Annotated in this window: 12 protein-coding genes; 2 read left to right on the forward strand and 10 right to left on the reverse strand. The window is 57.5% G+C overall.

Annotated elements, in window-relative coordinates:
* Window positions 1-467 precede the first annotated feature (467 nt).
* From lpdA to GOB93_RS12835, 8 genes are all read right to left on the reverse strand, one after another.
* A complete protein-coding gene (lpdA, locus tag GOB93_RS12800; RefSeq protein ID WP_173583900.1) occupies window positions 468-1,877 on the reverse strand; it encodes a dihydrolipoyl dehydrogenase in 1,410 nt (469 codons plus the stop codon).
* Window positions 1,878-1,921: 44 nt separating this feature from the next.
* Entirely contained in the window at window positions 1,922-3,187 is a 1,266-nt protein-coding gene (locus GOB93_RS12805) for a pyruvate dehydrogenase complex dihydrolipoamide acetyltransferase (RefSeq protein WP_173583901.1), read from the reverse strand.
* A 10-nt stretch (window positions 3,188-3,197) separates the two neighbouring features.
* Window positions 3,198-4,553, reverse strand: a complete 1,356-nt coding sequence (locus tag GOB93_RS12810; protein WP_173583902.1) for a pyruvate dehydrogenase complex E1 component subunit beta — start codon at window positions 4,551-4,553, stop codon at window positions 3,198-3,200.
* 2 nt (window positions 4,554-4,555) lie between these two features.
* A complete protein-coding gene (gene pdhA, locus GOB93_RS12815; protein ID WP_173583903.1) occupies window positions 4,556-5,575 on the reverse strand; it encodes a pyruvate dehydrogenase (acetyl-transferring) E1 component subunit alpha in 1,020 nt (339 codons plus the stop codon).
* Window positions 5,576-5,658: 83 nt separating this feature from the next.
* Entirely contained in the window at window positions 5,659-6,210 is a 552-nt protein-coding gene (gene moaC / locus GOB93_RS12820) for a cyclic pyranopterin monophosphate synthase MoaC (RefSeq protein WP_173583904.1), read from the reverse strand.
* Window positions 6,211-6,223: 13 nt separating this feature from the next.
* Entirely contained in the window at window positions 6,224-7,078 is an 855-nt protein-coding gene (gene trpC, locus GOB93_RS12825) for an indole-3-glycerol phosphate synthase TrpC (protein ID WP_173583964.1), read from the reverse strand.
* Window positions 7,079-7,217: 139 nt separating this feature from the next.
* Complete coding sequence (trpD, locus tag GOB93_RS12830) at window positions 7,218-8,333, reverse strand: anthranilate phosphoribosyltransferase (RefSeq protein WP_242010761.1); 1,116 nt, start codon at window positions 8,331-8,333, stop codon at window positions 7,218-7,220.
* A gap of 75 nt (window positions 8,334-8,408) precedes the next feature.
* The gene (locus GOB93_RS12835; RefSeq protein WP_173583906.1) at window positions 8,409-9,005 is read right to left on the reverse strand and encodes an anthranilate synthase component II; all 597 of its coding nucleotides are present in this window, start codon (window positions 9,003-9,005) and stop codon (window positions 8,409-8,411) included.
* Window positions 9,006-9,151: 146 nt separating this feature from the next.
* On the opposite strand from GOB93_RS12835, the gene GOB93_RS12840 reads away from it, so the two are divergent.
* Window positions 9,152-9,781 carry a nucleoside 2-deoxyribosyltransferase gene (locus GOB93_RS12840; protein ID WP_338422375.1) on the forward strand — a complete coding sequence of 210 codons (630 nt, stop codon included), beginning with the start codon at window positions 9,152-9,154 and terminating at the stop codon, window positions 9,779-9,781.
* On the opposite strand, the gene GOB93_RS12845 is transcribed toward GOB93_RS12840, so the two are convergent.
* Window positions 9,744-11,087 carry an RsmB/NOP family class I SAM-dependent RNA methyltransferase gene (locus GOB93_RS12845; protein WP_173583908.1) on the reverse strand — a complete coding sequence of 448 codons (1,344 nt, stop codon included), beginning with the start codon at window positions 11,085-11,087 and terminating at the stop codon, window positions 9,744-9,746. The two genes, GOB93_RS12840 and GOB93_RS12845, sit on opposite strands and share 38 nt — an antisense overlap.
* A gap of 72 nt (window positions 11,088-11,159) precedes the next feature.
* A complete protein-coding gene (guaB, locus tag GOB93_RS12850) occupies window positions 11,160-12,644 on the reverse strand; it encodes an IMP dehydrogenase (protein WP_173583909.1) in 1,485 nt (494 codons plus the stop codon).
* Between the two features lie 431 nt (window positions 12,645-13,075).
* On the opposite strand from guaB, the gene GOB93_RS12855 reads away from it, so the two are divergent.
* On the forward strand, window positions 13,076-13,606 hold the full coding sequence (locus GOB93_RS12855) for a UPF0262 family protein (protein WP_173583910.1): 531 nt from the start codon (window positions 13,076-13,078) through the stop codon (window positions 13,604-13,606).
* The last annotated feature ends 40 nt before the right edge of the window (window positions 13,607-13,646 follow it).

Consider the following 13,646-nt stretch of genomic DNA (forward strand, 5'->3'; position numbering starts at 1 on the left):
CAAGGCATTGGGGTTCAATCAGCGCCCATTGGGCGTCCGTCAGCACAAAGCGTTCCATCAGAAGCTTGAATCATAACCCAAGCCTCATGTGAATCCCCACACGCCGTAGTCTGACAGAGTTGGCGGCACTGTACTCCGATGGGTTCAGGCAAAGATATATTTGCCTTCTTAGTTGACTACTTTCCGGGCATGGAAATCGCCTTTCGGGACCTGTCCCAGGTCCGTTAAGAAATTGATGCTAATTCGTTAAACAAAATGAGGATACGGGCAGATTACTGGGAACTTTCCCGATGGATCGGAGGCCGAAACCATCGGGTATCGCATCGTCCAAGATGAACAGTGACGATTCCGCCAAGACGAGGAACAACATGTCACAATCGGTTTTACGAGTAGAATACCTCTTTTTAAGTAATGAGGCCGGTTGCGTGAATACTGCATGACTGTTGTGAAAATCTGTCCTGCCATCCTCAGAAGTGCAGAGCGCCATCATAGGCGGCGAGGACCGCTTCGTGCATGGACTCCGAAATTGTTGGATGCGGAAAGATCGTCTCTTTCAGTTCAGCTTCGGTAAGCTCACCCGTTCTGGCGATAACGTAGCCTTGGATCATTTCCGTGACTTCAGCGCCGATCATATGGGCCCCGAGGAGTTCACCTGTTCTGGCATCGAAGACAGTTTTCACCAGACCTTCGGGTTCACCCATAGCGATGGCCTTGCCATTGCCAATGAAAGGAAAGCGTCCGACCCGAACCTGGTACCCTGCTGCTTTTGCTTTCGCTTCAGTATAGCCGACCGAAGCGACCTGTGGACGGCAGTAGGTGCAGCCAGGAATTTTTGTGATGTCGATCGGGTGAACAGGAAGGCCGGCAATGGCTTCCACGCACATGACAGCCTCGTGGCTGGCTTTGTGGGCGAGCCAGGGAGCACCGGCGACATCGCCTATTGCGTAGACGCCGGGTTCGCCGGTTTTGCACAGATGGTCAGTTTTGATATGAGTACGGTCCACCTTGATCTTTGTATTATCCAGACCGAGTTTTTCGACATTGCCGACGATGCCGACGGCAGAAATGACACGATCGAAAGTCAGCTTTTCTGTCCCTCTGGCGGTTGTGACCTCGACAGTCACGTCTTCTTTGCCTTTTGAAAGCGGACCGAGCTTTGCGCTGGTAAGGATCTTCATCCCCTGTTTCTCAAAAGCGGTATGTGCCAGCTTGCTGATTTCTTCATCCTCGACCGGCAGAATGCGGTCGGCCACTTCGATAAGTGTGACTTCAGATCCCATGTTTCGGTAGAAAGAAGCAAATTCGGTTCCGATGGCGCCGGAGCCGATTACGAGCAGACGACGGGGCAGAATATCGGGGACAAGTGCTTCGCGATAGGACCAGACGAATTTACCGTCCGGTTCCAGACCCGGCAGCACACGGGCGCGTGCACCGGTCGCCAGGATAACATGCGCCGCTTTCAGTTCAGTGGTGCCGCCATCGTTCAGAGTGACAGCAATCTTTCGCTTTTTACCATCATTGCCGCTGAGTTTTCCAAATCCATTGAAAACCGGAACTCTGGCTTTTTTCAGCAGGTGAGCAACGCCACCAGACAGTTGCCCAGAGACAGCACGTGATCGGGCAACGACTTTTTCGAAATCGAAGCGTGGGTTGTCTACAGCGAAACCGAACTGTTCGAGGTCATGGAGGAGATGATTGATCTCAGAGGCCCGAAGAAGTGCCTTTGTGGGGATGCAGCCCCAGTTCAGGCAGATACCACCGAGGTGATTACCTTCGACAACAGCAACGGAAAGTTTGAGCTGGGCTGCGCGCAGGGCGGCGACGTAACCGCCGGGGCCGCCGCCGATGACAACCAGATCGAAGTCGGTTGTGCTCATATGTATGCTCCTGAAGTCATCTCTGGCCTGACGGCGATTATGTCTCAGACCACCAGACTGATGGGGCTTTCGACGACAGAACGGAAGACCGACATCCACTGGGCAGCCAAAGCACCGTCAATGACGCGGTGATCTACAGAGATAGTCGCGGTCATCACGGTACCTATGGCGAGGCTGTCACCCTTGACGACCGGACGCTTTTCTCCAGCCGCGACAGCGAGAATGCCAGCCTGTGGCGGATTGATGATCGCCGAGAAGGCGCTGATTCCGTACATGCCCAGATTGGAGATCGAGAACGATCCGCCCTGGAATTCTTCTGGTTTCAGCTTGCCGACGCGGGCACGGGCGACGAGGTCTTTCATCTCGTTGCTGATTTCGCGGAGGCTTTTCTTATCGACGTTGCGGATGATTGGAGTGATCAGGCCGTCCGGAATTGACACGGCAATGGAAATGTCGACGGACGGATAATGAACGACGGCATCCGGTGCGTAAGATACGTTCAGGCCGGGGACGCGCCGCAGAGTGATGGCAGCGGCTTTGATGAGCATATCGTTGACGGACAGCTTAAACGCGTCGTCACCTTCGGCCGGCGAGGCCGTATTAAGCTGGTGGCGAAGGCTGAGCAAAGCATCGAGCTGCACGTCGACGGAGACATAGAAGTGCGGAATGGTGGTCTTCGCTTCCGTCAGACGGCGAGCGATGACTTTCCGCATCGAGGACATCGGGACGATTTCGGCTTCGGCCGGAACGGTGGTGGTGGCTGTCGCAGTGACCGGTTTCGCAGGGCCTCTGGTTTTTGCGGCCTCGACATCACGTTTGACAATGCGGCCATTCGGGCCGGAACCTTTCAGGTCAGTAAGATCAATACTGGCTTCTTTCGCGATACGCTTTGCAAGCGGAGAAGCGATGATCCGACCTGTTGGTGTTCCGGCGGACTGTGCTGCGGGTACCGGAGCTGCCTTCTGAGAAGACGGCGCGGCGGCAGCTTTCGGAGCAGCGGGCGCTGCTTCCGCCGGTTTCTGAGGAGTAGTTGCTTTAGGGGTCGCGGCCTGATCGGGAACGGCTTCACCCTCTTCGATCAGAACAGCGATTGGGGTATTGACGGCAACACCCTCGGTACCCTCAGGAACAAAGATTTTACCGAGGATGCCTTCATCGACGGCCTCGACTTCCATCGTGGCCTTATCGGTCTCGATTTCTGCAATGACCTGACCAGCGCTGATGGTATCGCCTTCTTTCTTCAGCCAGCGGAGCAGTTTGCCTTCCGTCATAGTCGGCGAGAGCGCCGGCATCAGGATATCAAAAGCCATGACGTTCTCCTCAGACCAGCTTGCGGACAGCGTCCACGACCCAGTCGGGCTGTGGCAAGGCAAGTTTTTCAAGGTTGGCGGCGAACGGCATCGGTACGTCCACGCCGGCAACACGGACAGGCGGGGCATCCAGCCAGTCGAAGGCGTGTTCGATGACCTGCATGACAATTTCCGCGCCGATGCCGGCGAAAGGCCAGCCTTCCTCAACCGTGACCAGACGGCTGGTCTTTTTCACGCTTTCAACGATCGTTTCCGTATCGAACGGACGCAGAGACCGGAGATTAATGACTTCGGCGTCAATACCCTGTTCAGCCAGAAGATCGGCTGCGACGAGCGCTGTGCCAACACTGATCGAGAAACCGACCAGAGTGACATCCTTACCGGCGCGTTCGACCTTCGCTTTTCCGATCGGAAGAATGAAATCTTCATCAACAGGACAAGGGAATTTTTGTCCGTAGAGAATTTCGTTCTCAAGGAAGACGACCGGATTGGGGTCGCGGATGGCGGCTCGGAGCAATCCCTTAGCGTCAGCAGCCGACCAGGGCGCAACAACCTTCAGACCAGGAACATGGGCGTACCAGCTCCCGTAGCACTGCGAATGCTGGGCGCCAACACGGGCAGCGGCGCCATTGGGGCCACGGAAGACGATGGGACAGCCCATCTGACCACCGGACATATAGAGAGTCTTGGCGGCGGAATTGATGATGTGGTCGATAGCCTGCATCGAAAAATTCATGGTCATGAATTCAACGATGGGTTTCAGACCGGTCAGAGCCGCACCAACGGCCATACCGGTGAAGCCATGTTCGGTGATCGGCATGTCGAGCACGCGATTCTCGCCGAATTCATCCAGCAGGCCCTGCGAGACTTTATAGGCCCCCTGATACTGAGCGACCTCCTCTCCAAGCAGGAAAACATCAGGATCATGCCGCATTTCGAGTGCCATTGCGTCGCGCAGGGCTTCACGGACGGTGATTTCCTTTGTCTCACCCCAGTCTTTTTCGGGTTCAGGTGCAGATTTCACCGGAGCGGCGGGAGCATTTGCGGACGTGCTGCCGGTGGATTCCGTGGTCGGCGTGGTTTTCGGGGCAGCACTGGTCGTCGCCTGATCGGGGACAGTCTCGCCTTCTTCGATCAGGACAGCGATCGGGGTGTTGACAGCAACGCCTTCGGTACCTTCGGGAACAAAGATTTTGCCGAGAATACCTTCATCAACGGCCTCGACCTCCATTGTGGCCTTATCGGTTTCGATTTCCGCGATGACCTGCCCGGCGCTGATGGTATCGCCTTCTTTTTTCAGCCAGCGGGCGAGTTTGCCTTCCGTCATGGTGGGCGAAAGGGCCGGCATAAGAATCTGGACAGCCATCGTTATTTAGCCTCTACGAGCACGTCTGTGTACAGTTCGGACGGATCGGGTTCAGGACTCGTTTCGGCGAACTCTGTCGCCTCAGCAACGATGGCCTTCACATCCGTTTCTATCTTCTTCAGTTTTTCTTCTTCAACCCCGGCCGCCAGCAATTCATTACGGACATGATCGATCGGATCATGCTTCTGACGGATTTCGTCGACTTCACTGCGGGCACGGTATTTCGCCGGATCGGACATGGAGTGGCCGCGATAACGGTAGGTAGACATCTCCAGCAGATACGGACCTTTGCCGGCGCGACAATGAGCAACGGCTTCCTGAGTGGCGGCGTTGACGGCATTAACATCCATGCCATCGACCTGTTTACCCGGGATGCCCCACGGCTCACCGTTGCGCCACAGTTCCTTCGACGCCGAGGCACGTTCGACGCTGGTGCCCATGCCGTAGCGGTTGTTTTCAATAACGAAGATACAGGGCAGTTTATGGAGCGCGGCGAGATTGAAGCTTTCGTAAACCTGTCCCTGATTAGAGGCACCTTCACCGAAATAGGCGACAGAGACTTCATCCGTGCCACGATATTTGTTGGCGAAGGCAAGTCCGATGCCCAGGGCGACCTGTGCGCCAACGATGCCATGCCCGCCGTAGAAATTCTTTTCCCGCGAGAACATGTGCATCGAGCCACCCTTGCCATGCGAGTAGCCGGTGGCGCGGCCGGTCAGTTCGGCCATGACTCCTTTTGGGTCCATGCCGGCGGCGAGCATCTGGCCATGATCGCGATAGGAAGTGATGATCTTGTCGCCGTCTTTCAGAGCGAGCTGGACACCGACAACGACGGCTTCCTGGCCGATGTAAAGGTGACAGAAGCCGCCGATGAGACCCATACCGTAAAGCTGGCCGGCTTTCTCTTCGAAGCGCCTGATCAGCAGCATTTCATAGAAAGCCTGCTGCAGCTGGTCTGTTGAAAGGGCCGGATCGTTCCGACCATTACCGGTCGCACTGGCCACACTGGCACCGTCGTTCATAAACCGCGCTCCATTTAATCACCACATGAGAGATCGTCAGACACACCTTTACCGGGCGTGTTCTGTCTGGTCTCCGTCAGAAATCAGCCCGACTCGCCGGGCGCCACGAAAGATCCGGATCGACCTCCGGATTTTTGCACAACACGTATATCTCCGATACGCATTGTTCGATCCAAAGCCTTGCACATGTCGTAAACAGTTAGTGCGCAGACACTCACCGCTGTCAGCGCTTCCATCTCAACGCCTGTCGGGCCGGTGGTTTTCGCAATGGCCTCAATTTCGATTCCGCTCCCCTCCGGTCTGAGAGAAACCCTGAGCGAAGAGAGAAAAATTGGGTGACACAGCGGGATGAGATCGGACGTTTTCTTACCGGCCATCAGGCCGGCTACGCGGGCGACAGCCAGCACATCGCCTTTCGGCGTGTCGCCATTCACAATCATGTCAAGAACGTCAGGACGCATGTCGATACGCCCGCGGGCCGTGGCAACGCGCTCTGTATCCGGTTTTGCAGAGACATCGACCATGACCGCGTTTCCGGCGGCATCAAGATGCGTCAGTCTGCTTCTTGTCTCGCCCGGAATTTTTCTGGTGGAAATATCTTCTTCGCTGTCTGATACAGGTATGTGTTCAGTCATGCCCCGGCCGACCTCAGCCGTTACCCAGTAGCGCGCGGAGCCCTTCTCCTGGATCCGCGTTGCGCAGGAGGGCTTCACCGACAAGGAAGCCACTCGCACCGACGGCGCTCAGGCGCTTGATATCATCATGAGTTTTGATGCCACTTTCCGAGACAATGATTTTGTCCGGCGGGACCAGAGGCGCAAGATCGATAGTGGTCTGCAGATCAGTCGTCAGGGTTTTGAGGTTACGATTGTTGATACCAACGAGCGAAGTATCGAGGACGAGCGCGCGGTTGAGTTCGTCTTCCGAGTGGACTTCGACGAGGACATCCATATCGAGCCCTTTAGCGTGATCGACGAGTTCGGCAGCTTCCTCATCGGTCAGAATGGCCATGATGAGCAGGATGCAGTCGGCGCCAATGAGGCGGCTTTCGTAGATCTGCCAGGGATCAATCACGAAATCCTTCCGTAGCACCGGGAGCTGGCAGGCGGCACGAACGGCCACGAGGTCTTCATTGGAACCGTGGAAACATGAGTTTTCTGTCAGTACCGAGAGGCAGGCGGCCCCCGCACCCGCATAGGATTTCGCGATGGCGACGGGATCGTACGGGTCGCGTAGCAGACCGGCCGAGGGCGAGGCTTTTTTGATCTCGGCAATCAGACCGGGGGTAAGATCGGCAGTTTTTTCTTTGAGAGCCCGCCCAAAACCGCGCGGGTGGAAATCGACCTCACGCGCTTTTGCGGAAATGTCTTTCAAACTCGTCAGGGTGGAACGATGGGCGATTTCAATCCGTGTGCGTGCCACGATGCGATCGAGAACGGCCGGAGCGGTATCGGCAATTTCCTCAAGGGACTTCGCCGAAGCTGAATCTGGGGTCTCGTTCATCATGTTTCTATCTCGCAACTGGACGTGAATAACAATGCGCGACGTCTGGTGCGCAGTCTGAAGCAAAAAAATGTCTCGTGGCCATGTATATGGAACACAGTTTCAGGAAACGGGCCGGACCCGGTTCCGGACGACTGCATTACGACGCCCGGCCTTCAAGTGCCGCCTTACCTGCTGCATGACGAGCGCGGCTCGCATTCAGGACAGCAAGAGCGGCGCCATTATCGAGTACATGGGCCGCTAAAGAAACGAGCCGGACCAGTGCGGCAGGGTCCGGTTGTTGGTCTTTCAGCAGAACCCCTTGTCCTGCCACATGCAAGGCACAGGCGGCGTTCAGCAGGACGGTATCACGGTAAGGACCTTTACTGCCGTGCAGCAGAGCTTCGAGTGCAACGGCGTTCTCAACCGGACCTCCACCGGCAATAGCGGAAACAGGAGCCGTCTGAAAGCCCGCCATATCCGGAGTGAGGCTGAAACTGAGGCGCTTACCGTTCTCGAGCGCTTCAACGCGCGTGGGGCCGGCAAGTGTCACTTCATCGATATAAGCGCCGATACCATCAGGATGATCACCGGGAATCTCGCCGCAGACGCACCAGATGCGCTCCGACCCGAGTTTTTCAAGGGTATCGACAATCGGTTTCATCCATTGCTTGGCAGATACACCAATAAGCTGACGTTTCACCTGTGCGGGATTGGCGAGCGGGCCAACAAAGTTGAGAAGGGTCCGGACACCCAGCGCCTTCCGAGCACCGGCGGCATGACGCATGGCCGGATGGTGGTTCGGCGCGGAGAGGAATGCGAGACGACGCGTATGCAGGTCGGCACCGAGAACGGCGGGATCGGTATCCAGCGACACGCCAAGAGCTTCAAGCACGTCGGAAGCTCCGGCGCGGGAAGACAGGGCACGATTGCCGTGTTTGGCGACGGGAACGCCGAGAGCGGCCATCACGAAGGAGACGGCGGTGGAGACGTTAAGAGTACCGTGGCCGTCGCCACCAGTTCCGCAGACGTCGATGGTGTCGGAGGGCACATGGTCGACCACTGTCATTCTCACCCGCAGAGCGCGGACTGCACCGAGCAGTTCGGAGGGCTGCTCGCCGCGTACGCGCATGGCCATAAGAAAGGCGGCAATCTGAGATTCGGTCGCGGCACCGTCCATGATGAGGCCGAAGATGGTTTCCGCCTCTTCTTCAGAAAAAATTTTCCCGGTTGAGGCAGCGACGAGAAACGCGCGGAAGCACTCATCTGGCGCCATGACTGGCATCCGCACGGACGTCGGGGCTGAGGTTCCGGACATTATGCGCTGACCTGTGAAAGACTCATCATCGTTTCAGGCCGCCCGTGAAACATTATGCCACTGACGGACGATGGACAGGAAATTACGCAGCAAATCGTGCCCATATTCCGAGGCGATGCTTTCCGGATGAAACTGCACGCCGTGAAGTGGGAGATGCCTGTGCTTCAGACCCATAATGATACCGTCTTCTGTCCAGGCAGTGCGCTCCAGCACATCCGGGCAGGTTTCGGGGTCGATGACGAGACTGTGGTAGCGGGTGGCCATGAAAGGATTCGGCAGACCGGCAAACACGCTGGTATCTTCATGAAACACGGGACTCAGTTTGCCGTGAACGGGCTTCGGGGCGCGGACGACGTGGCCACCATAGACCTGACCGATAGCCTGATGACCGAGGCAGACACCCAGGATCGGGATATGCGGTCCGGCAGCCCGAATGAGATCGCAGCAGATACCAGCCTCGGCAGGGGTGCAGGGGCCTGGGGAGATGACGATGGCTTCCGGCCGGAGAACAACGGCCTCCTCAACAGTCAGGGCATCGTTGCGGCGTACATCACATTCAGCCCCGAGTTCACCGAAATAGTGAACGAGATTGAAGGTGAAGCTGTCATAATTGTCGATCAGCAGGATCATGACATTATGATGGCCTTCACACCGCCCGCGGTCAAATCCTCCTCATGTCGCGCAGTGGTGTTCAACCTGATCATGATGAGTATCCCTGTATGCCCAGTGCTGAAAATCAACGTCCGCTTTCCATCCAGAACATTAACGAAACAGATATTTCTGGTGATGTTCATTTTCGGGAACAGTCTCGCGCGGGTCGTCCGCGAGTCTATCTTGCCGGGGACCTCGTATTCCGGCCGGATGCAGAGATGATCTTTGCGGATCTTAAACGTCTCTGTGCCGAAGCCGGTCTTGAAGGAGTGGCGCCGCTTGACGGGCAGATGGATCTAGCGGGACTGGCGCCGGGTTATGAGACGACGCTGGCCATCATTTCGGCGGACAGGGATCTGATGGACGGGTGCGACGCGGGGCTGTTCTGTCTTGATCCGTTTCGACGGGCAGCGGATATGGACCCCGGCACGGCAGTGGAGATCGGGTATATGATGGCACAAGGCAAGCCGCTCTGTGGTTATACAGCAGACGGGCGGTTTTACCCCGAAAAGGTCCGGGATTACTGGCGCAAGGCCTGGGGCTCAGAACTACGTCCGCGGACGGAGACCGGCGGCAGCGGCGGTCTGGAGGATACGGACGGAATCATCGTTCATTCCGAGGGAATGCTGCAGAATGGAATGACAGAAGGGTTTATCCGGCTGTCCGGCGGTAATGTGGGAGTCGGTACGACTCTGCAGGAGGCCGCTCTTCCTGCAATCAGAGTGCTGGCGGATCGTCTGCTTCAGGCTGCCTGACGGCAGGTTCCATGACGAGCGCGGCTTTTCGTTCAAGAACGGCAGCGAAGAATCCATCGGTCTCATCCCGGGCCGGGGTGAGCGAGAGCATCGGGGAATTACGGAACCGTTTGGGCACGTCATCTGAATCGGGGTTTACCGGCAAAAACTCGCTGTTGCGGGCCAGGAAGGCGTCAATCTGGTTACGGTTCTCGGCATCGAGGATCGAGCAGGTGGCATACACCATCCGGCCGCCCGGGCGGACCAGGGCAGCAGCGCGGTCAAGGATTTCGGCCTGTTTGACGATGAGTTCTTTCAGATCCTGTTCTTCGAGGCGGACGCGTGCATCGGGGTTACGGCGCCAGGTGCCGGTTCCGGTGCAGGGGGCATCTACGAGAACGCGGTCAAAGGATTTCGCACGGCGCTTGGCCCATTTGTCGCCGGAAATCAGCAGGTGGCGTTCGACATTGTGGGCGCCAGCGCGACGGAGACGGCGGACGGCGCCATCCAGACGCGGCACGGAGACATCGCACGCGATGATATGGCCGCGATTCTGCATAGTCATGGCAATGGCGAGTGTCTTGCCCCCTGCCCCGGCGCAGTAGTCGAGGACGCGCATTTCGGGCGTGGCACCAAGCATGGCGACGACGAGCTGGCTACCTTCGTCCTGGATTTCGACGAGACCGTCTTTGAAAGCGGTGCTGGAAGTAACGGGCACGCGCCCCGAAAGGCGAAGGCCCCAGGGTGAAAGCGTGGTGAGCTGAGCGTTCAGTCCGTCGCGCATCAGTTTTTTGCAGGCAGTCGCACGATCGCCTCGCAGAGTATTCACACGGAGGTCGAGCGTGGCCTCCTGGCCGAGGGCTTCCAGTTCTTTTTCCAGATCGGCACCAAATCGCGCCTGGAGATGGGGGAACAGCCAATCTGGGATCTCGAGCCGAACGGCGTCAGGCAATTGCTCTGACAAGTCAGCTTTCGCGATACAGTCGAGCGTATAGCGTTCGTTCTGGGTGAACGCCCCGGGCGCGAAACGGCCTTCGACGAAGGCCTGCGAGAGGGCTCCCAGGGTAGAGCCAGTCTGAATTCGTCTTGCGGCAATGCGCAGGCGTGGCGTGGCTTCGCCACCCGTTCGTTCGATGACCCATGCGGTCCGGCGCCAGTGGCGCAGCGCATCCCAGACCAGGGCAGAAATGGCGCGACGGTCGCCGCCGCCGATGAAGCGACGCTCGCGAAAAAAACTATTGGCGACGGCATCGGCGGGACGACGAGGCGCGGCGTCCATCTCTGCCAGCAGGTCAATGGCGGCAGCGAGCCGGGCGGAGGGAGTCATACTGCGTCCTGATATCCGGGAGAGATGAGCGGTTGCCGGACAGTGCCATGACGGATCGTCCGGGGTTTGTGGTCAGTCGCGCCGGTAGTTCGGTGCTTCACGAGTGATGGACACGTCATGGACGTGACTTTCGCGAAGGCCGGCGTTGGTGATGCGGCGGAAGCGGGTTTTCGTCTGAAGCTCGGCAACTGTGTTGCAGCCGGTATAACCCATGCCTGCCTTCAGGCCACCGACAAGCTGATGAACGACCGGCCCCATGGCGCCTTTATAAGGCACCTGACCTTCGATACCCTCCGGCACCATTTTGCGGGTGTCTTTGACTTCGTCCTGGAAATAGCGGTCGGCAGAGCCGCGCGCCATGGCGCCAAGACTGCCCATGCCGCGATAGGATTTGTAGGAGCGGCCTTCGTACAGAAAGACTTCACCGGGAGATTCATCGGTCCCAGCGAGCAGGGAACCGACCATGACAGCGTCGGCGCCGGCACCCACAGCCTTGACCAGATCTCCGGAGGTGCGGACACCACCATCCGCAATAGCCGGGACGCCGAGTTCATGGCAGGCCGCGGCTGTTTCCAGAACGGCGGAGAACTGCGGCACACCGACGCCTGCGACGACACGGGTCGTGCAGATAGATCCCGGGCCGATGCCGATTTTCACGCCGTCGGCACCGACTTCGATGAGCGCGCGGGCGGCTTCCGGTGTCGCGACGTTGCCAGCGACGACCTGAACTTCGCTGCTGGTACTTTTGATGCGCTCGACGGCACGGAGAACGCCCGAGGAGTGACCATGGGCCGTATCAACCACGAGAACATCGACCCCGGCTTCGATCAAGAGTGTGGCACGTTTGAAGCCATCTTCACCGACGCCGGTCGCAGCGGCGCAGCGGAGACGACCAAGACCATCTTTCACAGCGAGCGGATGAGTGACCGCTTTGTCCATGTCCTTGACGGTAATGATACCGATGCAGCGGTGGGCGTCGTCCACCACGAGCAGTTTTTCGATCCGGTGCTTATGCAGAAGCTGGCGGGCAGTATTAGCGTCGGCGCCATTGCGGACGGTGACGAGATTTTCGCGGGTCATCAGTTCGCTGACGCGCTGGTCAGGGTCATTCGCGAAACGGACGTCGCGGTTGGTAAGCACGCCTACGAGTTTCTGAGAGGATGGCTCGATGACTGGCAGGCCACTGATGCCGTGATGGCTCATAATGGCGCGGACCTCGGCCAGAGTCTGGTCGGGTCCGACAGTAACGGGGTTAACCACCATGCCGGATTCGAAGCGTTTGACGCGGCGGACCTGTTCGGCCTGCTCGGCGGGTTCGAGGTTTTTATGGATGACGCCAAGACCGCCCTGCTGGGCCATGGCGATGGCCATGGCGTCTTCGGTGACGGTATCCATGGCAGCGGAGACAAGCGGGATATTGAGGTCGATGGTACGTGTCAGACGCGTGCGTGTGTCAGCGTGGGCCGGAAGGACATCGGAGGCCGCGGGGACAACGAGGACGTCATCGAAAGCGAGAGCCTCGGTAATACGATCGTAAAGTGAACCTTTAGAAGCCATGGCGCGGGGACCCCTGATTGCGTGATGCGGGTGTCCCGATTCGCCTTCAGGACACTGCCCTGTGCCGGCATTGCCTTGTCTCATCAATGACCCGTGACAGATGATTCCTGACAAGGAAATCTCTGCGACGACAGTATGACGCAGATTTGCGTCTCAGACAGCCATAATGAAAAAACGAGCCTCGGGCTCCCGACCGTTGGCGCTTCCTCATAAGAGCAAGAAACATTGCTGACAAGAAAAACACGCGACCTGAAGCATATTTATTTCTGTTTTTCTGCAGGTCCGGAAAAGCAGACCATAGCGGGAGCGCTTTCAGTTTCCAGAAGATTTAGCAATCGGTCTGTGGCAAATTACAAAATTACTCTTGCACGCCCCGGGCAGGCAAAAAAACAGAAACAGGGTGAAAAACCCGAACAGCGCCGGAGGTTGGTATGGACGCACTTCATCATAGCAGAAACCGCCGGAACGAGCCGACCCTGCCGTCCGAGCGTCCTGACGCTCTGATCGGTGTTGTACTGGACACGGCTCTTGATCCCGCGACGGATGCGCATCCTGAACGCAGAAAAGATCGGGAGCAGGCAATACTTGATCTCTGTCAGACGGCGCATTTCCGGCCTGATGGACTGACGGGCCCGTTTATTCTCCATCTTTCAGTCAGTGGTCATTCCGGACTTGTCTTCGATGTCCATAATGAAGAGGACACAGCTCTTTATGCACATATGATCTCTCTCTCGCCGTTCAGCCGCCTGATCAAAGATTATGCGCTGATGATAGAAAGTTTCGAGCTGGCAATGGAGGAGGGAAACCGCACCAAAGTCCAGGCGATCGACATGGGCAGGCGCGGTGTTCACGATGAGGCTGCTGATCTGCTCATGGAACGGCTCGCAGGCAAGATCGCGATGGACAAGCCTACGGCACGCAGACTGTTCACATTGATGTGCCTGCTGGGCCAGAGGCGGTAATCGGAGATACGAAAATCAGAAAATTTTATCATCAGAGGAC

It is taken from the genome of Acetobacter musti (genome assembly GCF_011516835.1).
GTDB lineage: Bacteria > Pseudomonadota > Alphaproteobacteria > Acetobacterales > Acetobacteraceae > Acetobacter > Acetobacter musti.